The organism is Simkania negevensis Z, assembly GCF_000237205.1.
Lineage (GTDB): Bacteria > Chlamydiota > Chlamydiia > Chlamydiales > Simkaniaceae > Simkania > Simkania negevensis.
The window spans coordinates 1,881,252-1,904,770 of record NC_015713.1 but is presented as its reverse complement, the minus strand read 5'-3'; the positions used below and the strand labels follow the sequence as shown (position 1 = coordinate 1,904,770).

The window sequence follows — 23,519 nt, the reverse complement described above, 5'->3', positions numbered from 1 at the left end:
ACTTATTTCTCTCAGATGCATTTTGCACTGCATGAAAATTTTTCGTCCCATCTGTGAATTTTAAACCCCTTCAACTATACTGGTGGACATGGGTGTCTATTCTAAAAAAAGTCTCGAGCTTTTACGAGAAAAGATCGACCTCGTCGAGGTTGTTTCGTCGTATGTTCAAATGAAGTCTGCAGGGAGTTCGTATAAAGGGCTTTGTCCGTTTCATGATGAAAAAACCCCCTCTTTTGTGATCCAAAAAGGAGAGTCCCACTATCATTGCTTTGGGTGCGGGGCTCATGGCGATGCGATTGCCTTTTTGATGAGCTACATGAAAATGTCATTTGTTGAAGCGATCGAATCTCTTGCCGAGCGATTCCAAGTTCCTTTAGAACAAGTAGAGTGGGAACGTGAACAAACCGGGCCGGGAAAAAAAGAGTTGCGCGAAGCACTGCAGCTTACCGCTGACTTTTATCATTACTACCTTCTTCATACAGACGAAGGGCATCAAGCTCTCAAATATCTCTATGACCGTGGACTCGACCTCGATTTCGTTCAACTTTTTAAAATTGGGTTTGCGCCTAAAAAAGGAGCTCTTTTTGGAGAGTTGATGAAAAAAGAGAAGCAAACAGCCGAAATCCTGGAAAAAGCCGGGTTAATCAAAACCCTTGCAACAGGGAAGAAAAAGGTTTTTTTCTCCGATCGTATCATGTTCCCTATTCAAGATGCACTGGGTCATATCATCGGCTTTTCTGGAAGAAAAATCAGTGAAGAGACCTTTGGTCCCAAATATATTAACACGCCAGAAACACCCCTCTTCAAAAAATCGCGCACCCTTTATGGACTGAGTTTTTCTAGGCGGCGTATTGCAAAAGAAAAACGGGCTATTGTGGTTGAAGGGCAAATCGATGCACTTCGGCTTATTCAAGAAGGATTTGATTTAACCGTTGCCGGGCAAGGAACTGCTTTTGGAGAAGAACATGTCAGAGTTTTAAGCGAGCTGGGTGTGGCACATGTTTACTTGGCCCTTGATGGGGATGAAGCTGGAAGAGTTGCCGCTTCAAAAATTGGACATCTCTTTCAAAAAGAGGGAATCGAAGTCTCTGTTACCAAGTTACCTCCTGGAAGCGATCCGGATACTCTTTTAAGAGAAGAAGGGCCACCAGCCTTTAAAAAACTTCTCGCAGACTCGCAGGATTATTTAACTTTTCTCCTCGGCCATCTTTCAGAGGGAGTTGATGTCGAATCTCCTTCGCAGAAAAACCACCTTGTTCAAAAAATGGTTGAGAGAATCCGGAGTTGGGATCATCCTCTTATGGTTCATGAAAGTCTGCGTAAATTGGCCAAGCTCACGCGTGTTCCCGAGAAACTCATTGGATTAGGAGATGAGGTCATGCGTCGCGATGTTTTTGTCAAAAGGCAAGGGAGCGTTTCCGAAGTTTCAGTCGATCCCGACCGGGTTTTAGAAACTGATCTTTTGCGCTGGCTTTTTTTGATGGGAGATTCCAATCAACGGTTGCTTAATATCATCAAAGCGAATGTGCGTCCTGAACATTTTCAAATTCCCCTTTGTCGCCGTCTTTTTTCCATCTATAGTGAAAGTCTAGAAAAAGAGCAAAAAAATGATTTGCTCCAACTTGCCAACAATCTCGAGTCAGCTGAAGAGCAGCTTCTTTTTTCTGAAATCATTCAAAAGAAAGTGAACACCGAAAAGGCTGAAGAAGGAGTGGTAGAAACCGTGACAAAACTTTTGCAGCGACATTGGATGGAGAAACGGGAAAAAATTCGGATTCAAATCCAAAGTGGACGGTGCTCTGAAGAAGAGATTCTCGAGCTTGCCAAAGAGTTCGACACAATCAAAGGGCAAGCACCAACGATCGCGTTGCCGGAGAAATGATCGGGTCTTGCAAAAAATAGGGGCAGGGGAGGAGAATGAAATCATGTTTTATTTTGTTGTAACACTATCCATTGCTCTTATCATTTTGTTTTCTCTCATTTTTCATACGTTGAAAAATGGAATTTCCCCCATGCCAACATCTGAGAAGGCAAAGCGGGCTCTTTTTGATGTGCTTCCCGACCTAGACGATGGCATCATTATTGATTTGGGATCTGGGTGGGGCAATTTGATTTTTCCTTTGGCAAGCCGCTATCGCAACTGTCATGTTTTTGGTTACGAAAATTCACCTGTTCCTTATTGGTTTTCATCTTTGATCAATCACAAAAAGAACCTTAAGATAAAACGTTCCAATTTTTTTAATGTCCCTCTCCATGATGCTAATATGGTTGTTTGCTATCTTTTCCCAAAGGGAATGGACCAACTCAAAGCAAAGTTCGAAAAAGAACTCCGAGCAGGAACGCATGTGATTAGTCATACATTTGCGATTCCAGGATGGAGTCCTAAGACAGTGATTGAAGTCAATGATCTCCACAATTCGAAAATTTATCTCTATGAGGTCCCAAATTGAAGCTTTCTATTTATTTTGCTGGTTCGATTCAAAAGGATCATGAGCAAAACGATTCGTATTGGACAGAAGAAGATTTTGCTTCTTTAAGAACTCTTTTAGATCCTCATTATGTTCATATTCTCAATCCCGCAGAACGGACAGATGATCTTAGTGACGAGTTCGCAGTTTTTGGAAGAGATATGACGCAAATTTATCTTGCAGATCTCCTATTTGTCGATGCACGTCATCGGCGGGGGCTTGGAGTAGGTGCTGAAATGATGTGGGCTAAAGTGCTTGGAAAACCCGTTGTCGTTTTGGCCCCAAAAGAAAGCCACTATCGCAAGGCTATCGCATCGCTGTTAGGACAACCTATTGATGATTACATCCATCCCTTTGTGGAGAGTTTAAGCGATTGTATTGCTGATTCTCTTGAAGAGGGAGCTGCATGGATACTCGAATTTGCTTCAGGAGAAGTTGGCCCAATCAAAGATTTAGAAACAATTGAGGAGGCGATGCAGTACTATAGAGAAATGCAGTTTCCTCAGGATAAGCCGATGAAACAACTCATTGAATCGAGCGAGATGTTGCAAGAAAGGTTTAATCTTTCGCCTAAATTTATACTCAAATAAGTATCTACTCAAACGACTTCAAAAGTTGGTTTTGGGGAATGGGGAAGCTTTCGGAATTCGTCGATCTTAAGTGACCTAATAAAGATATGAGGCCACTTAAGATCGGCAAATTACAGCGCTTTGGCACAGTCGAAAATCTAACTTTTGAAGTCGTTTGGATATAGTTTCTGACCTAATCGCAGTCAGCAGGCATAACTTTGTCCCCTTAGAAAAGAGGGGCGCTTGAGCTCTGGAGGGTCCCCTAAGAGCCAAAAAAAAACCCAGAGTTCGGCGGCTCTGGGTTTCTATAAAAAGGTTTTTCTTATGTCAAATTTTTCAATTTGATTCTATTATATATCATCTATTAATTTAATTTAACAAAAACTTAATGAAAAATTTAATTAATTTCATAAATAGCTAAATATGTGATGCTTATTGTTTCATTTATTTTAACGTGAAGAAATAAGTGTTATAAAGACAAAAAAAAACCCAGAGTTCGGCAGCTCTGGGTTTCTATAAAAAGGTTTTTCTTATGTCAAATTTTTCAATTTGATTCTATTATATATCATCTATTAATTTAATTTAACAAAAACTTAATGAAAAATTTAATTAATTTCACAAATGTTTGATGGTTAAAAGTTTAGAGGATTTGAAGCTTGCTAAAATCCATGACCTTGCTGAAACAGGCGAAAACTTCTTGTAGAAGGGCCAAACGATTTTGGCGAACCTTTGGGTCATCAGCGAGGATTTTGACCTCGTCAAATAAGGTCCCTAGGGGCTTTTGGAGCTTTGCTAAGAGGCTGAATGCCTGTTCATAGTCTCTTTTGTCCATTGCAGCGTTAAATGGGTCTGAAATTTCTTTAAACAATTGATGTAGAGCAATTTCAGCTTTTTCAACTAATTGGTCGCTCTGGAGGGCAAAGGTTTCTTGGTTTTCAAGCTGTCCTTTGGCCCGTTTGTAGACTTCATAGAGCTGAGTGAATTCTGGGCTTTGGCGGAAGGCATGGAGGGACTTGGTTTTGAGAAACTGATCGTAGGGGTCGATACAAAGCCCTGCTAGAGAGGCTTCGATTTCGTCTTTTTTGAATCCGTAATCCTCTAAAACTCCTTTTGAGCGGCTTGTAATGTATTCCATGAGGTCTTGAACAAGCTCTTTTTTATCGTGATACTTAAAAAGAGAGCTCATTTCTGTTAGAATGCCTTGAAGGTCTAAACTCAGAGAGTTTTCGATCAGAATTTTAATGAAGCCAATTGTTTGGCGTCGGAGTGCATAGGGATCACTTGATGAAGTCGGTTTAAGCCCCACACTAAAGTAACCAATGAGGTTGTCAAGCTTATCGGCAAGACTCACAACGGTTCCTGTGTGTGTTTTAGGAAGTGCGCCACCTTCAGCTTTGGGCATCCAGTGCTCTTCAATTGCGAGAGCAATTTCGTCGTCTTCTTTTTGGTGAAGAGCGTAGTGCTTTCCAATCACGCCTTGCAAGTTGGGGAATTCTTGAACGAGTTCAGTGGCAAGGTCTGCTTTAGCAAGCTTGGCTGCTCGCGCAACTTTTTTTTCAGAGCTGAGTTGAAGGGCTTGAGCTAAAATGACAGCTTCGTGCTTAAGGCGATCGGCCTTTTCGCCAACAGTCCCTAAATCTTTTTGAAAGATGATCGCGTGTAGTTTTTCAGCAAATTCATCGAGCGATGTTTCTAAATCTTGCTTATAGAGAAACTCACCATCAGAAAGACGTGCGGTAAGAACGTGCTCATTTCCTGAGCGAATGGTTTCGTTTGGATGGTTGTCGGCTGTGATAACAAAGTGGTTTGAGAGTTTGCCTGAAGTCTCAGCAAGGGGGAAATACCGTTGATGTTCGATCATTTCAGAAGTGAGAACTTCTTCTGGCACTTTTAAAAACTTGGTGTTGAAGGAGGCATGGAAAAGCTGGGGCCACTCACTAAGATAAAGAACTTCTTTCATTACCTTTTCTTTTTCAAGAGCGACGGTTTTAGTTTCTGATTCGATGGCTTTAAGCTGCTTTAAAATTGAAGCTCGACGCTCTTCAATATCGACGTAAACTAAGTGTTTTTTCAACTCTTCGACGTAATCTGAAGCGTGTTTAATGGAGAAAGGTTTGGGATTGAGTTGTCGATGACCACGTGACACATTTCCTGAATGGATTCCTGCCATACTAAAAGGAACAACTTCTTTGCCGTGCAATGATACAATCCAATGAAGAGGGCGAGCATAAGTGAGGTCAAATTCTGCCCAACGCATTTTTTTCGGGAAACTGAGGTCGGCAATTAATTTCGGAAGGTGTTTTCCTAAAATTTCTGCAGTTGAAACGCCTTTCTTTTCAAGATTACAGCTGAGGTAATCGCTTCCTTTGATTTCTTGAATGGAGACACCGGGAACTTTCCCGCGCTTGATTTCTTCTAAAGTTGGTTTTTCTTCTGAGTCGATCGATTGGAAAAAACCGCTTCCTTGTTTTGTCAAGTTTCCTCTTTCATCAAATGCAAGAGATAGGGGAGGGCCTTTGCGAACGGTTGAAGTGTTTTTGGTGCCATAGGCGAGGTTTTTGACTAAAGCGCTTAAACGGCGCGGCGCACCAAAAACCTGAATATGATCAAATGAGAGATCGACCGACTTAAGAAGCTTTTCAAGAGCTTGCTTTAAGCTTTGACATCCAATAGGCACAAATGCAGCTGGGAGTTCTTCCGATCCGATTTCAAGAAGGAAGTCTTCTTTGTGTGAAGCGTCGAATGCTTTTGAAAGAGAGTGCGCGTGAGATTCGAGTTTCTTTGTTTCTAGACGTTTGACCAAAGGAAAGCCAAGCTGTTTGCGTGACTCAAGAAACTCTGAGGCTGCAATTTTTGCCAAATCTCTTACGCGAGTGATGTAACCCATTCTTTCAGTCACGGATAGAACACCACGGGCTTCTAATATGTTGAATGCATGAGAAGCTTTCATGACAAAGTCGTAAGCGGGAATTGGCAAGTGAAGATCGGCTAAAGTTTTGGCTTCTTTCTCAAAATCATCAAAGTGTCTTAGCCACATTTCAGTGGAAGCTCGGTTAAAATTATAGTGACTCCACTCCACTTCATTACGATGAAAGATATCTCCATAGGTCAAAGTTTCATTCCACATCATGTCAAAGAAGTTGTCTTTTTTCTGGAGGACCATGCAAAGGCGCTCTAAACCATAGGTGAGTTCGACACTGATAGGTTCTAAGTTATAACCTGCAACTGATTGAAAATAGGTAAATTGCGTTACTTCCATTCCATCGAGCCACACTTCCCAACCGAGTCCCCATGCGCCAAGTGTTGGAGATTCCCAATCGTCATGAACAAACCTGATATCGTGTTTGGAAAGGTCGAAACCAATGGCTTCGAGGGATTCTACATACATTTGTTGAATTTCGAGTGGGGAAGGTTTCATGATCACTTGCATTTGATGAAAGAGCTGAAGTCGGTTCGGGTTTTCTCCAAAACGTCCATCTTGAGGCCGTCTAGAGGGCTCGACATAGACTGTGTTATAAGGCTCAGGCCCAAGTGAGCGCAAAAAAGTCGCAGGGTTGAAGGTGCCAGCCCCAACCTCGAGGTCATGGCCTTGTTGGATTACACAGCCTTGATTTGCCCAAAAGGTTGAGAGCTTGGTAATGATTTGTTGAAAAGTGAGCATATTTTTACCCATTCTTGGATCATCTGAGTATAAAGAAATTGCGTTTTTTGTCATAATGATTTGCAAATTTTAGAATTTATTGGTGACGCTTTGGAATTAGTTGGGTTACTTCCTGGAGAATTAAAAGGTTGGCTTGAAGAAAATGGAGAGCCGGCATACCGCTACAAACAGATTTTTGATTGGCTGTATAAGAAAACGGTCTTTGCGTTTGATGAGATGGCTAATTTGCCAAAAAGTTTACGGGAAAAGTTAGCTGCATCTTTTTCTCTTCCTAGTTTAACGCTGATGACTATTGAAGACTCCGCTGATGAGGAGACAACAAAATTTCTGTGGAAACTTCGGGATGGTAAACTTGTTGAATCTGTTTTGATTTCTTCTGGAGATAGGCGAACAGTCTGCGTTTCTTCGCAAGTAGGATGTCCTGCGCGTTGCGCTTTTTGTGCTTCGGGAAAAGAAGGTCTCATCCGTAATCTTACAGCTGGAGAAATTCACGAGCAGGTACTTCAAATTCAAGCGCAGCTCAAAAAAAAGGGAGAGCATGTTTCACATATCGTTTTCATGGGAATGGGGGAGCCTCTCGATAATTACGACCAAGTCGTCAAAGCGCTTCGTCTATTAACCCACCCGCTTGCTCTCAATCTTTCTCCTCGGCGTATTACAGTCTCCACCGTGGGGGTCGTTGAAGGAATCGAAAAGCTTATGGATGAAGAGATTTCAGTTAATCTAGCCCTTTCCCTTCATGCACCCAACCAGAACCTGCGTAAGAAAATCGTTCCTTATTCGCGTAAATACCTTTTAGAAGACATTTTGAAGGCCGTTGATCTTTATTCTAAGAAGACAAAACGGGATCTGACGTACGAATATGTTCTTCTAAAGGGAATCAATGATAGCCGAAAAGAGGCTCAGGAGCTCGGAGAGCTCTTAAAAGGGCAGCATTGCTGCGTTAACTTGATTCCCTATAATCCTGTAGATGGTCTGAACTTAAAGCGGCCAGAGAAAGAGTCAATTGAAGCCTTTCGTGAGATCCTAGATCGAGCAGGAATCCGCAGTACATGGCGCTATACGAAAGGAAAGGATATTGCAGCGGCTTGTGGCCAATTAGCGTTAAAAAAAATGCCTCCTAAGGAGGAGGCACTTATTACTTTATAACACTTAAATCGACGGTCTTATTTAGTAGCAATCGTACTATTTCCATATTGAACCTCAGAAACGTCTCTTGAACTCAAAGGTGGTATTCCGAAATAGGGGGGGAGACGTAATACAGGGTTTAATGATTCGATTTGACCTACTGTCTGAGGGATAACAACGCTCTTTGCGGGAGGCTTTGGAAGCGCTAGTAGCTGAGGTGAAGCAGTATGGTGCACTTTTGTGAAAGTAGGTTTAAAAGCTGTACTACTGCGCATAAAGTTTGCTGGATTGAATTCAGGAGTTTTTGGTGCTGCGCTGCTTCCAATTGCTAAATGCGCTGACTCCATAGATTGATCGGAAGGCATTGGAATCCCCGAGCTTGATGGCATTCTGCTGTCATATTCAATAACCGTAATAGGACCTTCTTTAGTTGGAATCAATTCATTCCCACTCAGCGTTGCAACATCAACATAGCGAATTTGTGAGGGCTCAATCGAGTCTTGAGATCCTGTATATGAGGGCGTTCCTGTAGAGTTTGTAGTTTGTTCGAAAGTTGAGGTTAGAGGAGTGAAAGAAGGCTGAAGAGTGTGAATGTCGAGAGGTTGAGTGTTGTTAAGAGGGCAAGTAGGCTGCTCGAAAGTAAGTGATGGAAGTGTTGAAGTAGGTTGAGTATTATTGGTTCCGTTATGTAGTTGGAAATCTGGCATGCTTAGAGAATTCGGAGAGAAGTCTGTTCGAGTTCCACCTCTAGGAATATCAAAGCTATGATCTGGTGAGCTAGAGTTGCTAGAAGATCCCATGAGCGCAGGTGCAAGAACTGCTGTAACGGGAGCTAAAATGACTAGTCCAATTAGAGCAAGAACTCCCACTTTTTTCCAAAATGAAGGGCCTTCTTCTTTGATTTCCTCTTCTTCTTCCTCTTCTTCGATGTCTAGTGAGTCTTCGAGAATTTCTGTCCTTTTTTCATGAACGGGAGTTGAACGAGGTGTCGAGGGAGGTGTTGTTAGAACTTCTACTCGCTCTCGAAGAGATTCAAGGGCTGGAGCATCGCTTATAGCGACAAAAGTAGGTTGGCTTTCTTGAGTTTTGGTGATTTTTTCTATAAGCATTAAAGCAGAGGTTCTTATATCAGAACTCTCGCCATCAGAAGAAGAAGATTCCTCTAGCGCTTGTAGTTCGCTATCAAGTTCTTTAACGCTCTTAGAGGGCCAGTATTCTGTTTGATTTGGAATTCCAGATGCGACTGCTGGCGTGACTTCTGTAAACCTTTCATTGTTAGATCTTAGAAGAGATTTGGCTTGTAAGAAGTTTTCGACGTTAGCCATAGTTGCAAAAGTGTTTAACCCTTGCAAGAACCCGTTAACTTCTTCAGCTAGCTTGGTAAAACTTTCTTTTGATGGGGTGTCTTCTATGCTAAACCTTTGTAATTCAGAGATATATTCGTTTAGTTTAGCCCCTATTTCCAGACTTGAGCTCATTTTTACTCCTTCCAAAAGGATATTTTTATTTAATAAATTATTGTTTTCTTCAGAATATTATATCATTATATTTGTTTTGTGAAAATAATAATAAAAAATTTAATAAAATTTTATTTGTTTTCACGCGATCATTAGTTGTTTTGATTTTTTGAATTGAAAAAATAGTTTTACTTTGGCTTTTTTGGTTTCCAAAGCATGAAGGCAAAAAAAAAGCTTTCGAATTTGCTGAAAAACCAGTATAAGGGACTTTTAGGAATGAAAACCCTCTATAGAAAATAGGAAAAAAGATTTTTGAAAACTAAGGTTGTAGATTCTCAAACTGTAGAAAAGAGTTCTTTTCCAGTTAAACTTCCATTGATTTTGACAATTGGGCGGATTTTTATCAGTCCAATCTTCCTGATTTTCTATCTCAAGTACCAACATTTAGGTATCACGCTTCATGCGCTTCCCTTTGTTTTGATTTTCTTACTTGGATTATCTGAGCTTTCCGACTTTTTTGATGGATATCTTGCTCGCAAGTTCCATGTTGTCACAGAACTTGGAAAGATTCTCGACCCCATGGCCGACAGTATTACCCGTCTGACGATTTTGCTCACTTTTACTCAAGGCTTTATTGATTTACCGCTATTACTTGTCTTTGTGTTTGTCTATCGAGATGCGATGATTAGCACTCTGAGGACAGTATGTGCGTTGAAAGGGGTGACGTTAGCTGCTAGAACGAGCGGTAAGATCAAGGCAGTCCTTCAGGCGATTTCCATTTTCCTTATCTTGATTTTGATGATTCCTTATGCTTGGGGAGCTCTTTCTCTCATGCAGCTCCAGCAGATCAGTCTGTTCATTATTTCGGGAGCAGCCTTTTATACGGTCTTTTCGGGAGCAGAGTACATCTACTCGAATCGCCTCTATATCAAGCAAGCATGGCAATAATCTTACAAACCTGAGCTCTGGGTTTCTTTCACTCGTTTTCAGGGATTTTTCTCTTTCTTCTCAGTCTTTTTGGCTTGAAAAGGACCATTTGTCCCTTCCCAAGCAGAAAAATACCGAGAATTTATGAGAACCCTCTCTCCTGAGACTAAGCAAAATAAACCCAGAGTTCAGGTTATAAACATTTTGAAGCCGTTAGTGGCGTCATGAGATGATTAATAAAGTGGCTTGTGGAAGAATGGTTCAAGACGGCTGATACAGGAAGCCCGAATTGGGCTTTCGAAGGAGGGTAACGATGAAATTTTCTCCAGGAGTCGACTAAGGCCTTGACTAGCTTACGACGATACGATCTAGATCGGTTATCTTGATTTAGCAATGGCTAGATGGTAGAGTTCAAGGTAAGTGAGAGCTGAGGTTTTCCAGCTCCAGTCATGTCCTAGTCCATTTTTCAGCATCAAGAGCCTTTTACTTTCATCGTGTTTGAAGTGCTCATAGGCTCGATCGATCGACCAGTTCAAGCTATCTTGTGAAGGGAAATCAAATGTATATCCATTCCGCTCTTCTAAAGGAATTTCTTCATGATCGATATCATAGATGGTGTCTTTCAGTCCTCCCACTTTATGAACAATGGGAATCGTGCCGTAGCGGAGAGCAATCATTTGTGTAAGGCCACACGGTTCAAAAATAGAGGGGATCAAAATGAAATCAGCTGATGCATAAGTCGCATGTGCAAGGGCTTCGTCATATTCAAAGTGAAAGTGGATGTGGGGGTTGTCCCGATACTCTTCGCGAAGGGCGTAAAATGCTGTTTTTACATCTTCTTCGTACGGGGTTCCCAAGAGAATAAATTGGCCCCCTTTTTTAAGGGCGTATTCGAGGCCATGTTGAATAAGTTCTGGTCCTTTTTGTTTTACGAGACGGGTGACGACTGAAAATAACGGAACTTTATCGTATTGGATATGGATTCGTTTTGATAGATGTTTCCGGTTGGCCTTTTTTGCGTCGAGAAGGTCTTGAAGATGATTCGGATCGCTTTCATAATTTTCATAGAGCATGGGGTCTGTTGCAGGGTTCCAGTATTCGGTGTCAATTCCATTTAAGATTCCTTTCAGTTTTTTGCTGTGCTCAGTAAGGAGGGGACCCAACCCAAATCCTTTTTCTCGTTTAACTTCTTGGGCGTAGGAAGGTGAAACGGTGGTTAAAAAATCTGAGTAGACGATGGCGCCTTTTAAAATGTTGAGCTTTTCAGGGTCTTGATGGTCTTGGAGTTTGTCTTTTGTCAAAAGAGGATCTGGATGGAGTCCAATCGAAGCAAACTGCTCGGGACTGCACTTTCCTTGGTACTGCATATTGTGAATTGTTGTGATAATTTTTTTGATCCGCAACCCTAGAGGTTGGTACACTTCACGGTAGAGAGGAGCGCAGAGGCCCGTTAACCAATCATGGAGGTTTAGGATGTCGGGATGCTTTCTGGCTTTTAATAGGTATTCAAGAGCGGCACGAGAAAAATAGATGAAGCGCATTTTGTCATCTTCTTCCCCATAAATTTTCCCTCGGTCAAAATAACCCTTTTCATGATGAGGCTTGATTAAAATCAGCTTAAGCCCTTCCAATTCTGCCGACCAGACGGTGTTTTTGCATGTTCCCATATTAAAAAAAGAAGAGAGCTCTTCCATTTCAACTTTGAGATTGGAGAGCTTTTTTTTATCAATGGTATCGTAAAAAGGGAGAATAACTTCGACGAGCTCTCCTTCTTTTACAAGCGCTTTCCCTAAACCTTGGATCATATCACCAAGGCCACCCACCTTTGCAATAGGTGCAAGTTCTGTTGTCACATGAACGATATACATATTTTCATGTGTATAATGGATGGGACATTTTAGATAAACTGTATTGACAGTGTGGCTTCTTTTTCTAAGTGTCCGTTATCATCGCATTTTGAAGCATTCCAAACATAACTTTGTTTGGGTGGATTAAAAATGCTGTTTTTGTGGACGCGGTAATGGATGTTACCTGTTGTCATCCACTTTTTTAAGACTTCTTCTTTGAGTTGATTGAATGTGATCACATAAGGCTCTTGTGTCACCGGGCAGAGAGCAACTTCTTCTTCCTTCTTATCTGCATTCCAACAAAGTTCGCACATCACGACCTCGCATCTTAAAAGATTCTTGAGTAACTTAAGCTTTGGGTTTCTTTCACTCATCCTTAGGGATTTTTCTCTTTCTTCTCAGCCATTTCTTCGAAAAAGACCGTTTGGCCTTTCCCGAGCCAAAAAGACCGAGAATTTAAGAGGACTCCATTTCCTGAGACGAAGCAAAATAAACCCAGAGCTCAGATGAATAAATTTCTATAGTTTTCAAAATTGGAATTTTTGAAAAGCATAAAAAAAGCAGTCTGAAGACTGCTTTTTTTTATGCAATTTTTTGCGCAAAACTCAGCTTAGAAATCGAAACGAATTCCTGCGTCGATTCCACTATAGGTGAGATCACCATTTGGCTGGTAATCAGTAAGCAAGCGTGCTTCCAATTGATTCCACCAGTATTGGTTTTCCCAACCAAGGTGAAAGCTAAGAAGGTAGTCACCTGAAAAGCAATAGGACCACTCAAGCCCAATCGACATTTCAACAATTGCTCTTAGACGGGAAAAATTGTCGTGTGAGAAAGGAACATCTGTGGTTGTTGATGTAAAGGGAAAGGAGACTTGCTCTCTTTCGATGAAAAGGTCAGAGTCTGTGCTGTACTCTCCGTAAACAAGTGAGCCAGCAATTTTTCCATAGATGCTAAAGCCCCAACCAATATGAAGAAAGCTTTGCAATCCCATACGGGGACCTACAGCCCAAAAATCGCTTTTCGTGCGTAAACTGAGTTTTTCATAGTTAGTGATGTTGGCAGGTTGGCCATCTCCTGTATCAATCAAATCTTTATAGCTTGCGTGGTATTCCATATTGATCCAAGCAGCTTTTAGACCAAAGTGAGAGCGAACAGAGAAGTGTTTGCTGTAGAAATGATCATATCCCATTTCAAAATCTATCGAGTTGAGGTGAACCCTCCAACTTGCACGTCCAGTTGCGCCAATAACGACTTTATAGTTTCCGAAATTATAGGTTTGCCCGCGGGTTGCAATAAGTGAAATTGGTACATTGGGATTGCCTGAAGAGTTTGTTGCTTTGGAATAATGGTATGTCCAAGCAAACAGAATATCCCAATTTGAGCGTCCGAAGTCGTAACCGGCACCGACACGTACTCCTGGGTCGTAATTGAAATCGGGTTCGACAATCTTTCCTCTTGTTGAGAGAAAGAGTGTGTCGTTCAGTTGAAGCCCGTAATCGAGGTCGTCCATATTAGCACGCCACCAAAGGAAGTCGGCTTGGAAAGTGAATCCAGAGTCCATGCATCCCATTGAAGAGTGCTCTACAACGTTCGGGTCAGAGTTCATTGCCCCACTGTATTGTTGGTTCATGTTAGAATTAGTAGTTTGCGTGTTTCGACCATTTTGCATCGTTTGCGCAAGCGTTCCATCTTTGTAGTCGTTTGTGTGGCCGTAAGCAAACGAGCAAAGAAAAAGGGTTAAAGGGAGAAAAAATTTTTTCATATCTAAATACCTCAAAAAACTTTTGTTTACCTCTTTCTTAGTAAGAGACAGCTTTGATTTCAAGAAAATTTTTCAGTTTCATGTGCAATGGTAGAAAGTCGCTTGAAAAAAATTGAAAGTATCGGCAAAATCAATCCTTACCTATTTGTTGGGGTGTCGCCAAGCGGTAAGGCAGCGGTTTTTGGTATCGCCATGCGGAGGTTCGAATCCTTCCACCCCAAATATGAATCTCTGACTAGATTTGTTGTATGTCTAAACCTGACTACATGTTGTTCTCTGGAACATCTCATTTGAAACTTTCGGAAGACATCGCCCAGTCACTTGGAATCGAACTCAGTCAGAGAAGTATAGAAAGATTTCCTGATGGTGAGATAGGCGTTCAAATACTTGAGAATGTCCGCGGTCGGGACGTGTTCGTGATTCAAACAATTGCGAAAGAGCCCAACCTCTATCTCATGGAGCTTCTGATTTTGATCGATGCTCTTAAAAGGGCCTCTGCCCATCGAATTGTAGCTGTGATCCCATACTATGGGTATTCACGGCAAGATCGTAAAGACAAGGGAAGAGTTCCAATTACGGCGAAGCTTGTGGCAAACTTGCTGGTGACAGCAGGGGTTTCACGAGTGGTCACCATGGATCTTCATGCCGAACAGGTGCAAGGTTTTTTCGACATCCCAGTCGATAATCTCTATGCTAGACCTGTATTAGCTGAAGGAATTCAGCGTTTAGGTGCTGAAAAGCCGGTTGTAGTGACGCCAGATATTGGAAGTATCAAATTGGCACGACTTTTAGCAAATGAAATTCATGCCGATTTTGCCATTGTTGATAAGCGTCGGATGAATGCAACCGACATTAAAACAAATGCGATCATTGGAGATGTGCAGGGGAGAGACGTGATTCTTGTTGACGATATCTGTTCGACAGGAGGCACTCTGAAAAATGCAGCTTTAGCGTGTAAAGAGGCGGGTGCGCAGCGAATTTTTGCTGCAGTGACTCATCTTCTTTTAACCAAAGACCCGATGAAGTCCTTTGGAATCGAAAAGCTGCTGGTGACAGACACGGTCCCCCTTTCTAAAGAGATAGATCATTCTCATATTGAAGTGCTCTCGGTAGCTGGACTTTTTGGAAAAGTGATCGACTCGATTGCAAATAATCAGTCTGTCAGTGCCCTTTTCCGTCCTCGTACTTAATCTCACCCATGGACAGATTTATAAAAAACCAAACTCAAGGATAGAGTGCATGAAACTCAAGCTGTCAAAGCGCAGTGGAGAAAAGAAAAGTGAACTGACGCAAATTCGGTTTCGCAAAGATATTCCCGCTGTGATCTACCAAAATGGCAAGCCTGGAGAAAATGCCATTGTCAATGGAAGTGAATTTCACACCATTTTACGTGGCCTCCAAAAAGGGTATTTGCCAACGACGATTTTTGAATTGGACCTTGATGGGAAGAAGTCTAAAGCAATTGTTAAAGACATTCAATATCATCCCACAACGTACCAGATTCTTCATCTTGACTTTTTACTTCTTTCTGATGATGTCCCTGTTGATGTCAAAGTGCCTATTTCTTTCGAAGGGCAAGCTGACTGTGTGGGAATCAAATTAGGAGGATTTTTAAGACCTGTGATTCGCCATGTGCGTGTACGTTGTCTGCCGAAAGATATCCCTACAGACTTTAAAGTGGATGTCCGCAGCTTAGCGATTGGACAAGAAAAGAGGATCCGCGACATCGAGATGGGCGACGCTATCCGCACACTGGTTAGGCCACAAGAAGTTGTGGTCGTCATTGCAAAACGTTAAGGTAAGCGAAAGTGACAATTAAAGGCTTTCTCATAACTGGCCTTGGGAATCCAGGGAAGAAATATGAAAACACTCGTCATAACTTTGGATTTATGGTGGTGAAGGCTTTTGCAGAGAAACAGGGGTGGACGTTTAAAGCTGACAGCAACCTGCAAGGAGAGATTGCGTCGGGAACAGTAAGTGAAAGTAAAGTCATTTTGCTGCTTCCTAAGACCTATATGAATCTTTCTGGGCAGTCTGTGCGCAAGGTTTTAGACTATTACAAAATCGATCTTACCCACTTTCTCGTTGTCGCAGATGATATTGCTCTAGATTTTGGGACACTCCGCTTCCGAGAAAAAGGAAGTTCAGGAGGTCACAATGGGCTAAAAGATATTGAGTCCCATTTGGGAACACAAGAATACCAACGCCTTCGACTTGGAATTGGAGACCGTGACCACGGATACCTCGAAGATTACGTTCTCTCTCCTTTTTCGGCCGAAGAACAAAAAGACCTGCCGAAAGTGATTGAGGAAGGCGTTGACTTTCTAGATAAATGGTTAATGAAGGAAACCTATGAAAAATCAGCAAAAGAGACTTTATGAAGGGATGTATATCCTAAATGCCTCTTTGAGCGAAGATGCGCAAAAAAAAGCACTTAGTCGCATCACAGACCTCATTGAAGAGCATGGAGGAGAGATCCACAAAATTCATGATCAAGGACGTAAGAAACTTGCTTATGAAATCGATGGCCACAAGCAGGGGAACTACTATATCCTCTATTTTTCTGTGATCCCCAGCGCGATTTCAGAAATGTGGAAAGAGTACCATCTCAACGAAGATTTAATCCGATTCATCACATTGCAAGCGGAAAAAGTCGTTGAGAAAATTGAATTCCAACCACTGCCAGAAGCGTAAGGAGCGATTATGGGTAAAAAATTTGGTGATCTCGGATTTAAAAAACGTAAAACCTGCCCCTTTGTCCTTGCAGGTGTCAAGAAAGTCGATTATAAAGATATCGATACACTCTCTCGTTTCATCACTGAGCGAGGAAAAATTCTCCCTCGTCGTATTACTGGAGTTTCTCACCGTTTTCAGAAACTTCTTTGCGCGGCGATTAAACGAGCTCGGCACATGGCTCTTTTGCCTTTTGTAGGGGAGGAATAATTCATGCAAAAAAATACACAACCTAATCAACTTCTCTTATTGGAAGACGTCGTCAATCTTGGGCGTAAAGGAGATCTCGTAAAAGCAAAGCCAGGTTTTGCTCGTAACTTCCTTTTGCCTAAGAAGAAAGCTGTCATTGCTGACAAGCGAACCATTCGTTTGCAAGAAAGACTAAAAGAAGAGAGGGCAAAACAATCTGCAGTTGATAAAAAAGAATCAGAAGCTTTTGCTGTTCAAATCAAAGGAAAAACGCTTAAGACCAATGTGAAGAGCGATAAAGAAGGACATCTTTATGGTTCTGTTGCTGTAGTTGATATCGTCAAAATTCTCGAAGAAGAAGAAGGCGTTAAGCTCGAGCGTCGCAATGTGGTATTGCCAAAACCCATTAAGACAGTGGGGACCTTTGAAATTCAACTTCGTCTAAAAGAAGATGTGCCTGCCACTTTCTTCTTAAAAGTCATCGGCGAAGGGCAGATTGAAGAGGTCAAATCGCGTGTTAAAGTCAAGGAAGAAGGAGCTGAAGACCTTTCTGAAGAAGGAGTTTCTGAAGAAGGAGAACCTCTCCCAACCTTGAAAGAGCAGAAAGCTGAGATGCGCGATGAACTTGAAGAGAGAAGCAAAAAGTAAGCTCGCCCTTTTTTCTCCGGCGAAGCTCAATCTCTTTTTTCGCGTTCTTGCGAAACGTGAAGATGGCTATCATGAGATTGCAAGTCTCATGCAAGCCATCTCCCTTGGGGATATTCTCTATTTTGAAAAAGGGGACTTTGATACCCTGACATCAAGTGACTCTAGTTTGCCTTGTGATGAAACCAACCTCATCTGGAGAGCTCGCGCTCTTTTTCGCGAGAAAACTGGTCTTTTCTTTCCTGTACAAATTCACGTTGAAAAAAGGATTCCTGTCGAAGCCGGATTAGGCGGTGGCAGCAGTAACCTTGCTACAACACTTTGGGCTCTAAACGAGCTCGGCGGCAATATTGCAACAGAGGCCGATCTTCGCCTTTGGGCAGGAACTTTTTCTTCCGATGCGCCCTTCTTTTTTTCTCCTGGCACTGCGTACTGTACAGGGCGAGGGGAAAAAATTACTGCACTTGCTCCTCTTCCCAACCGAAAGCTCTGGCTTGCAAAACCAGAAGGAGGGATGTCAACTCCTCTTGTTTACCGTCATTGCAAACCGCATGCCTGTTCTAGTGAAGACCCAAAAAAACTGCTCGAAGAACATGTCTATGTAAACGATTTAGAAGCTCCGGCTTTTACACTTCGAAGTCAGCTTAGCCAAGTGAAACAAGATCTTTTGTCTCTTGGATTTGATTGTGTGGTCATGACAGGAAGCGGTAGCACCTTTTTTTGCTTTGGAGATGTAAAAACTCCCAAACTTGATGGAGTCGAAATGATTCCTGTGACTTTTCTTACACGATCAGAAAATTGTTGGTACAATAGTCGTGAATGTGAGAAAATGATGTCCTATGGTAGTACAACTTTATGATGATAAGCTAATTGTTGTGACAGGAGCCGCCGGTTTTATTGGATCGGGGGTTGTCCGTTACCTAAATGAACAGGGATATTCTAATCTCCTTCTAGTAGATGATTTTGGGAAAACAGAGAAGTGGAAAAACCTGCGTCATAAGCGTTTTATCGACTTCATTTCTCGTCACGAGCTTTTCGAATACCTCATGGGAAGAGAGACGGAAATTGAAGCTTTCATCCATCTTGGTGCTTGTTCAAGTACTGTCGAAGACGATGGCGACCTGTTCATGGAAACAAACTACCGTTACTCTGTCCATCTAGCTGAGTATGCCCTCGAAAATGACCACCGTTTCATTTATGCTTCTTCAGCAGCAACCTATGGCGATGGATCTCTTGGATTCTCCGATGATGAAAATAAGCTCGATGAGCTGCGTCCCCTCAACATTTACGGCTTTTCCAAACAAATGTTTGACAAGTGGCTCCAAGAACAAGGTGTGTTAGACAAAGTTGTCGGCCTCAAGTATTTTAACATCTATGGCCCGAATGAATACGAAAAGGGGCGCATGGCATCCATGGTCATGCATATGACCCGTCAAATCCAAGAAACGGGGAAAGTACGTCTCTTTCAATCTTCCGAGCCTGAGAAGTTCAAAGATGGTGACCAATGTCGCGACTTTTACTATGTGAAAGACGCTGCTAAAATGACTTGCTTCTTCCTCGACCATGACCTTAGTGGCATCTTCAATGCAGGAAGTGGCGAGGCCAATACATGGAACAAAATGGCAGAAATCATCTTCAAGGCTATTGGCAAAAAGACCAATATCGAATATATCCCAATGCCTAAGGACCTTATCGGCAAATACCAAAATTATACCTGTGCCGAAATGAGCAAATTCCGTAAAGGAATCGAAGAAAACGATTGGACCTTTGAAAACGACTATTCTTTTGAATCAGGGGTACATGACTACGTGTCAGAGTATCTCTTAAAGGATGAGAGATGGTAAAACTCATTGGCTCTTTTAGCCAACTTAAACCCGCCCGTATTCTCGTGGTTGGGGATTTTATGCTAGACACCTACACAACAGGACGTGTGCAGAGGATCTCTCCTGAAGCACCGGTTCCGATCTTGCATGTCAAAGAGACACAGCATCTTCCCGGTGGAGCTGGAAACGTTGTACTCAACCTTAAAGCTCTTGGTGCTTCAGTTGTTTGTGTGGGACGGATTGGTCCTGACATTGAAGGCAAACGACTAAAAAGCCTTCTTGAAGCTGAAGCTGTTGATACGACTGGCCTCTTTGTCCAAAAAGCAACCCGCACTCCCGTGAAAAATCGATTGATTGCTGGCTCGCAGCAGCTCATGCGTGTCGATGATGAGACGCTTATCTCCATCGATCAATCTGTTGAAAAAAAGGTTCTTTCTTATATCAATACTCAACTCGACGCAATTGAAGTGATAGCTGTTTCTGATTATGGAAAAGGCTTTTTATCGAAAACTTTACTTGCTGCGCTGATTCAAGAGGGAAATAAACGGAAGATTCCTATTCTTGTCGATCCGAAAGGAGATGATTTCTCACGCTACACGAAGGCGACGATGATCAAGCCTAATTTTAAGGAAGCTGTAGAAGCGGCGAAATTGGGAAGTGATGCAACGCTTGATGAAGTGGGACACAAGCTTGTCCGCATGACTCAAACAAAGCATATTATTGTGACTCGCTCTGAGGCAGGTATTAGTTTGTTTGACAACAAGAAGCAACGTTTCGACTTTCCTGTAAAAGTCCGTGAAGTGATCGATGTAACGGGCGCAGGGGATACTGTGTTAGCCGTCACAGCGATGGCTTATGCAGCTGATCTCGACCTCAAGGAAGGACTGCACCTTGCGAATGTGGCAGCAAGTATTGCGATTGAAAGACTTGGATGTGTGCGCGTGTCTCTTTCTGATATTGCAGAGCGCCTTTTGGAAACTGATGTAGTGAATAAAGTGTTTGACGAGCACCATCTCTTTGCTCTTGAGCAAGCCTTGAAGAATAAAAAGCTCACAATTTTAGGACTGAGCTCAAAAGAAGATTTGTCAGCGGCGCTTTTTGCTAAGATTCAAACGTTAGCTTTGGCAGATTCTGAAGGGAAGCTCATGATTTATCTAACCGATGAGAAGCCAGATGAGCACTTTGTCGCTCTTCTTTCATCCTTGCATGAGGTTGACTACATTGTCCTAAAGTCTGACAGCCTTTCAAGTCTATGTGAAAAGATTCATCCCGCACGTGTTTTCAGCATGGATGGAAAGAATCTTCTTTCAGTTGATCACCACCACGACCTTGTCAGTGTCTAAGTGATTGGAATCTTTTCCTTTTCACTTTAGCCCCTAACTTCATGAACAATGTGGTCCAAATGAAAAAACAAAATCTGTTCAAAAATCGAAGAAATCAAATAAACCCTTTAATACTGGATAGGTTCTTGATGTCTTATGAGCATATAATTAAATTTTAATTATTAACCATCTTAATTCTTTACATATTTGCATTGAATCGATATAATTTCTTCGATTTTAAAATAAATTAGCATTTTATGGTCATTCAAGCAGGAATACAAGCTTACAATAGGGTCCTTCGGTTTTTGGAACGCCCCTATGAAGAGTCTCTCCGACAAAGGCAATATGCACTTTATGGGCTTTTTGGCGAGACGGTACCGAAGGAGAATGAATTCCTTCCCAGCTTAACGGGAAGAGTCACCCATCTCATGATTAGCCTACTTTTGCATCCGGCCTTCTTTGTTTTAAGTTCTGTCTTGTATTATGCCATGCACTACTATGCTTTAGATTCAGGGCGGCAGTTTTGCCAGGCGATTGAAGATGGCGACAAAAAACAATTAGACTTTTTTCTAAAAATTGGTTGGAATCCTAACCAACAATTTCAAGGGAAACCTCTCATTTTTATCGCGTATGAAAAGAAGCAAATGAAGGTTTTAAAACGGCTTTTACAAGAAGAATCCTGTGACCCTAACCTCACATGGGAAGGTAAAACCCTTTATCATCTCGCTGCGAAAAATCAAGATCGAAACACCATTAGCCTCCTTTCAGCTAGTGGAGCAAACCCAAGTGCTAAACGAGGGACAGATCATTTCACTCCTGCTCTCTTGGCCTATTTAGAAGGAGATGCTGATTTAGCTTTAAAAATTATCGATCGGTCCAATCTAGTCAGTAGCTTTGTAGACCGGAGCAAAAATACTCTTCTCAATTACGCATGGGACAAGAAAGATTATCCTATGGTGGAAAAATTGATTCAAAGAGGAGCAGTTCCTCCATCAGAGAAGACGCTATCTCATTATGAAGTGATGAGCCTGATTTATGAGCGCAAAAAAGAGCTCATAGGGGCGCAAATGGTTCGAGCTGGATGGAACGTGAATGCTGTAGGTCAGGATGGACACACCATTTTAGAAAAGGCGGTCGATGACAAAGACTGGGGTTTTGCAAGAGTTCTCGTCAAAAATGGAGCTCATATTACAACTTTGCGCTTAGATGGGACACGCTTAATTACATTTGAGCAATTCCAAAATGACGTGGGCTATTATCGGGATTTTTTAGAAGATTTAGATTTTCTCCCTCAAGGTTGGGCTAAGTGGAATCCTCGCAATTGGCTTGATGGAGAAAAGTATCTCGATTGGGCGATCCCTTCTCTTGTGGAGCGGGCCAAGCGAAACGATTTCAATCCCTTGGAAAAGGTCTTTTTTATGGGGTCTGATCTGGCAATGCAGCGACTTGCCTGCTGTTTAAGTTATTCTGAATTTGTTCAAAAATTAGCTGCACTTCAAATCAAATACGGCAATATCCAAACCGATTGGATTCTCAATGCTCTTTATCAAGTGGATCATTGGCATTATGCCAACTTTGAAGACAAAGCCATTGAAGCTGAATCAATCGAGCCTCCTCCCAAGCACATCTTTCTGCACACGATTGTTGAAGAGTTCAACAAATTAGGGAAGCTATCTGAAGCAGAAAGAACATTTCAAGGACATGTATATAGCCAAGAAGAACTAGAGCAGTGTTTAAGAACTCTCATTAGCACAATTACATCTCGAAGACCTTTTGCAGGGCTCCCTTCTGATCCCAAAAGAAAAGAAGCTTTTTTCAAGCGTTTAGAAGTGACCTTAAGACAAATTGCCTACTTTCTCCGTCAAGAGAATCTCTCGGAACTTGATGTGATTATTAAAATGCTTACAAGAGCTGATGCTTTGAAGCGTTTTGAAAAAGAGGCGCCGGAAATGCAAAAAAGGATTGGAATGCTTCTTGAAGCGTTACGAAACGAATCGTCAAAAGACATTCAAGCGCGACTTGTTCAGGAGACTCTTTCAAGTCGATTAGTTGATCCTGAACAAGAAGAAGCGACTAGGGAGTATTTTTTAAAAAGGGGCATTCCCCTTGATGATCTGACAAAAGAGGCAATTAATAGAATTAATGTAGAGAGACAAGCGTTACAAAGAGAGCAAACCCTGAGTTTGAAACGGTCAGCGCTTCTTGATTTAGCCTATGCAGGTCATTGTGCACGTGATTGGCACCTTGTCTTGTATCAAATCTATTGCATGCTAGCGAATCGAGATTATCAGATTTTAACGTTTCATGATCGGGTCATGATCGATCTTGGACGATTTCGTCTGGAATTACTTCAGAACCATATCTATAAAGGGCAGAGAAGCGCCTATAAATACGCTCTTAGCATGATTGGAGAAACTCGCGCCATTCCTGCTGAGCCACCAGATCCCGAAGATCTTCCTACAGATATCAATCGGACTCGTATGGAAGAAGAGAGCCATTTTGATCAGTTCTATCAACCAAACATACTTGTAAAAGCGATTTTGGAAACGCGCAATAAAGATGAGTATTTTCAAGAGTTTATGCTCAATTACTTTAGAGATGTTATTTCAAAAAGATGGGAAGAAGCTCCCTATAAACAGATTAGACGAGAGATTTCTCTGATAACAAATCCTAAGAGTTTATCTGGAAAACAGGTGCAAAAGTTTTTTGCTCGCCATGGAGTAGAACTGCCCGAAGAGTTGAATGGACGCGAGATCACTATAGAGTCAGCGCTAAATCATTCTCGTTTCATGAGCTGTTATGGCGAGGTCTTATCTACTAATCCACAACAAACCTTGCCAATGGGAATTGCTAAAATGCTTCAAAGTATGGGCTACCTGAGACCACGAAATAGTGGGATCTTTAAACAGAGTTTTGGGCGTACATGGTCAGAATGGATTAGATTAAATTTTTGATTAATTGGAAAAAAATAGATTTAAATCGAAATAA

General features: G+C 41.9%; 20 protein-coding genes and 1 tRNA gene. 16 read left to right on the top strand and 5 right to left on the bottom strand.

Annotation, left to right across the window (positions count from 1 at the left end; genetic code table 11):
- Positions 1-88 precede the first annotated feature (88 nt).
- The 3 genes from dnaG to SNE_RS09320 are packed head-to-tail and all read left to right on the top strand — an operon-like array spanning position 89 to position 3,058.
- Positions 89-1,882 (top strand): DNA primase, encoded by a 1,794-nt coding sequence (gene dnaG, locus SNE_RS09330; RefSeq protein WP_013944165.1) that lies wholly within the window; start codon positions 89-91, stop codon positions 1,880-1,882.
- A 43-nt stretch (positions 1,883-1,925) separates the two neighbouring features.
- Positions 1,926-2,450, top strand: coding sequence for a class I SAM-dependent methyltransferase (locus tag SNE_RS09325; protein ID WP_041419006.1), 525 nt, complete (start codon positions 1,926-1,928; stop codon positions 2,448-2,450).
- Positions 2,447-3,058, top strand: a complete 612-nt coding sequence (locus SNE_RS09320; protein WP_013944163.1) for a TIR domain-containing protein — start codon at positions 2,447-2,449, stop codon at positions 3,056-3,058. The genes SNE_RS09325 and SNE_RS09320 overlap by 4 nt, the downstream gene beginning before the upstream one ends.
- A 619-nt stretch (positions 3,059-3,677) precedes the next feature.
- Here the strand turns inward: SNE_RS09320 and SNE_RS09315 are convergent.
- A complete protein-coding gene (locus SNE_RS09315) occupies positions 3,678-6,710 on the bottom strand; it encodes a glycine--tRNA ligase (protein WP_065757315.1) in 3,033 nt (1,010 codons plus the stop codon).
- Positions 6,711-6,758: 48 nt separating this feature from the next.
- Here SNE_RS09315 and rlmN point away from each other — a divergent pair, with 48 nt between their 5' ends.
- Positions 6,759-7,847, top strand: coding sequence for a 23S rRNA (adenine(2503)-C(2))-methyltransferase RlmN (gene rlmN / locus SNE_RS09310; RefSeq protein WP_013944161.1), 1,089 nt, complete (start codon positions 6,759-6,761; stop codon positions 7,845-7,847).
- Between the two features lie 17 nt (positions 7,848-7,864).
- Here rlmN and SNE_RS09305 read toward each other — a convergent pair whose 3' ends face one another.
- Positions 7,865-9,304, bottom strand: a complete 1,440-nt coding sequence (locus SNE_RS09305) for a hypothetical protein (protein WP_013944160.1) — start codon at positions 9,302-9,304, stop codon at positions 7,865-7,867.
- 291 nt (positions 9,305-9,595) lie between these two features.
- Here SNE_RS09305 and pgsA point away from each other — a divergent pair, with 291 nt between their 5' ends.
- Positions 9,596-10,231 (top strand): CDP-diacylglycerol--glycerol-3-phosphate 3-phosphatidyltransferase, encoded by a 636-nt coding sequence (gene pgsA, locus SNE_RS09300; protein ID WP_013944158.1) that lies wholly within the window; start codon positions 9,596-9,598, stop codon positions 10,229-10,231.
- A 356-nt stretch (positions 10,232-10,587) separates the two neighbouring features.
- Here pgsA and SNE_RS09295 read toward each other — a convergent pair whose 3' ends face one another.
- The 3 genes from SNE_RS09295 to SNE_RS09285 all read right to left on the bottom strand — a co-directional run bounded on the left by SNE_RS09295 (position 10,588) and on the right by SNE_RS09285 (position 13,819).
- Positions 10,588-12,078, bottom strand: a complete 1,491-nt coding sequence (locus tag SNE_RS09295; RefSeq protein ID WP_013944157.1) for a glycogen synthase — start codon at positions 12,076-12,078, stop codon at positions 10,588-10,590.
- Between the two features lie 29 nt (positions 12,079-12,107).
- Positions 12,108-12,431 carry a hypothetical protein gene (locus tag SNE_RS09290; RefSeq protein WP_013944156.1) on the bottom strand — a complete coding sequence of 108 codons (324 nt, stop codon included), beginning with the start codon at positions 12,429-12,431 and terminating at the stop codon, positions 12,108-12,110.
- 236 nt (positions 12,432-12,667) lie between these two features.
- Positions 12,668-13,819 carry an Lpg1974 family pore-forming outer membrane protein gene (locus SNE_RS09285; RefSeq protein WP_013944155.1) on the bottom strand — a complete coding sequence of 384 codons (1,152 nt, stop codon included), beginning with the start codon at positions 13,817-13,819 and terminating at the stop codon, positions 12,668-12,670.
- 149 nt (positions 13,820-13,968) lie between these two features.
- On the opposite strand from SNE_RS09285, the gene SNE_RS09280 reads away from it, so the two are divergent.
- The 11 genes from SNE_RS09280 (at position 13,969) to SNE_RS09230 (ending at position 23,485) form a co-directional block, all read left to right on the top strand.
- A tRNA-Gln gene (locus SNE_RS09280) sits at positions 13,969-14,040 on the top strand.
- A gap of 27 nt (positions 14,041-14,067) precedes the next feature.
- Positions 14,068-15,009, top strand: a complete 942-nt coding sequence (locus SNE_RS09275; protein WP_013944154.1) for a ribose-phosphate diphosphokinase — start codon at positions 14,068-14,070, stop codon at positions 15,007-15,009.
- 49 nt (positions 15,010-15,058) lie between these two features.
- Positions 15,059-15,616 (top strand): 50S ribosomal protein L25/general stress protein Ctc, encoded by a 558-nt coding sequence (locus SNE_RS09270; protein WP_013944153.1) that lies wholly within the window; start codon positions 15,059-15,061, stop codon positions 15,614-15,616.
- A gap of 11 nt (positions 15,617-15,627) precedes the next feature.
- Positions 15,628-16,200 (top strand): aminoacyl-tRNA hydrolase, encoded by a 573-nt coding sequence (gene pth, locus SNE_RS09265; RefSeq protein WP_013944152.1) that lies wholly within the window; start codon positions 15,628-15,630, stop codon positions 16,198-16,200.
- The gene (rpsF, locus tag SNE_RS09260) at positions 16,172-16,513 is read left to right on the top strand and encodes a 30S ribosomal protein S6 (protein WP_013944151.1); all 342 of its coding nucleotides are present in this window, start codon (positions 16,172-16,174) and stop codon (positions 16,511-16,513) included. The genes pth and rpsF overlap by 29 nt, the downstream gene beginning before the upstream one ends.
- A 9-nt stretch (positions 16,514-16,522) precedes the next feature.
- The gene (gene rpsR, locus SNE_RS09255; RefSeq protein WP_013944150.1) at positions 16,523-16,762 is read left to right on the top strand and encodes a 30S ribosomal protein S18; all 240 of its coding nucleotides are present in this window, start codon (positions 16,523-16,525) and stop codon (positions 16,760-16,762) included.
- A 3-nt stretch (positions 16,763-16,765) separates the two neighbouring features.
- Positions 16,766-17,389: a 50S ribosomal protein L9 gene (gene rplI, locus SNE_RS09250; RefSeq protein ID WP_013944149.1), complete on the top strand. Its 624-nt coding sequence runs from the start codon at positions 16,766-16,768 to the stop codon at positions 17,387-17,389.
- Positions 17,361-18,245, top strand: a complete 885-nt coding sequence (gene ispE / locus SNE_RS09245; RefSeq protein WP_013944148.1) for a 4-(cytidine 5'-diphospho)-2-C-methyl-D-erythritol kinase — start codon at positions 17,361-17,363, stop codon at positions 18,243-18,245. The genes rplI and ispE overlap by 29 nt, the downstream gene beginning before the upstream one ends.
- Entirely contained in the window at positions 18,226-19,230 is a 1,005-nt protein-coding gene (gene rfaD / locus SNE_RS09240; RefSeq protein ID WP_013944147.1) for an ADP-glyceromanno-heptose 6-epimerase, read from the top strand. The genes ispE and rfaD overlap by 20 nt, the downstream gene beginning before the upstream one ends.
- A complete protein-coding gene (gene rfaE1 / locus SNE_RS09235) occupies positions 19,224-20,552 on the top strand; it encodes a D-glycero-beta-D-manno-heptose-7-phosphate kinase (protein ID WP_013944146.1) in 1,329 nt (442 codons plus the stop codon). The genes rfaD and rfaE1 overlap by 7 nt, the downstream gene beginning before the upstream one ends.
- Positions 20,553-20,788: 236 nt before the next feature.
- Positions 20,789-23,485: an ankyrin repeat domain-containing protein gene (locus SNE_RS09230; RefSeq protein WP_013944145.1), complete on the top strand. Its 2,697-nt coding sequence runs from the start codon at positions 20,789-20,791 to the stop codon at positions 23,483-23,485.
- The last annotated feature ends 34 nt before the right edge of the window (positions 23,486-23,519 follow it).

Coding starts and splice junctions, on each gene's coding strand:
- dnaG (WP_013944165.1), top strand. CDS start 89: ATGGGTGTCTATTCTAAAAAAAGTCTCGAGCTTTTACGAGAAAAGATC.
- SNE_RS09325 (WP_041419006.1), top strand. CDS start 1,926: ATGTTTTATTTTGTTGTAACACTATCCATTGCTCTTATCATTTTGTTT.
- SNE_RS09315 (WP_065757315.1), bottom strand. CDS start 6,710: ATGGGTAAAAATATGCTCACTTTTCAACAAATCATTACCAAGCTCTCA.
- SNE_RS09305 (WP_013944160.1), bottom strand. CDS start 9,304: ATGAGCTCAAGTCTGGAAATAGGGGCTAAACTAAACGAATATATCTCT.
- SNE_RS09295 (WP_013944157.1), bottom strand. CDS start 12,078: ATGTATATCGTTCATGTGACAACAGAACTTGCACCTATTGCAAAGGTG.
- SNE_RS09290 (WP_013944156.1), bottom strand. CDS start 12,431: ATGAGTGAAAGAAACCCAAAGCTTAAGTTACTCAAGAATCTTTTAAGA.
- SNE_RS09285 (WP_013944155.1), bottom strand. CDS start 13,819: ATGAAAAAATTTTTTCTCCCTTTAACCCTTTTTCTTTGCTCGTTTGCT.
- SNE_RS09275 (WP_013944154.1), top strand. CDS start 14,068: ATGTCTAAACCTGACTACATGTTGTTCTCTGGAACATCTCATTTGAAA.
- SNE_RS09270 (WP_013944153.1), top strand. CDS start 15,059: ATGAAACTCAAGCTGTCAAAGCGCAGTGGAGAAAAGAAAAGTGAACTG.
- rpsF (WP_013944151.1), top strand. CDS start 16,172: ATGAAAAATCAGCAAAAGAGACTTTATGAAGGGATGTATATCCTAAAT.
- rpsR (WP_013944150.1), top strand. CDS start 16,523: ATGGGTAAAAAATTTGGTGATCTCGGATTTAAAAAACGTAAAACCTGC.
- rplI (WP_013944149.1), top strand. CDS start 16,766: ATGCAAAAAAATACACAACCTAATCAACTTCTCTTATTGGAAGACGTC.
- ispE (WP_013944148.1), top strand. CDS start 17,361: ATGAACTTGAAGAGAGAAGCAAAAAGTAAGCTCGCCCTTTTTTCTCCG.
- rfaD (WP_013944147.1), top strand. CDS start 18,226: ATGGTAGTACAACTTTATGATGATAAGCTAATTGTTGTGACAGGAGCC.
- rfaE1 (WP_013944146.1), top strand. CDS start 19,224: ATGGTAAAACTCATTGGCTCTTTTAGCCAACTTAAACCCGCCCGTATT.
- SNE_RS09230 (WP_013944145.1), top strand. CDS start 20,789: ATGGTCATTCAAGCAGGAATACAAGCTTACAATAGGGTCCTTCGGTTT.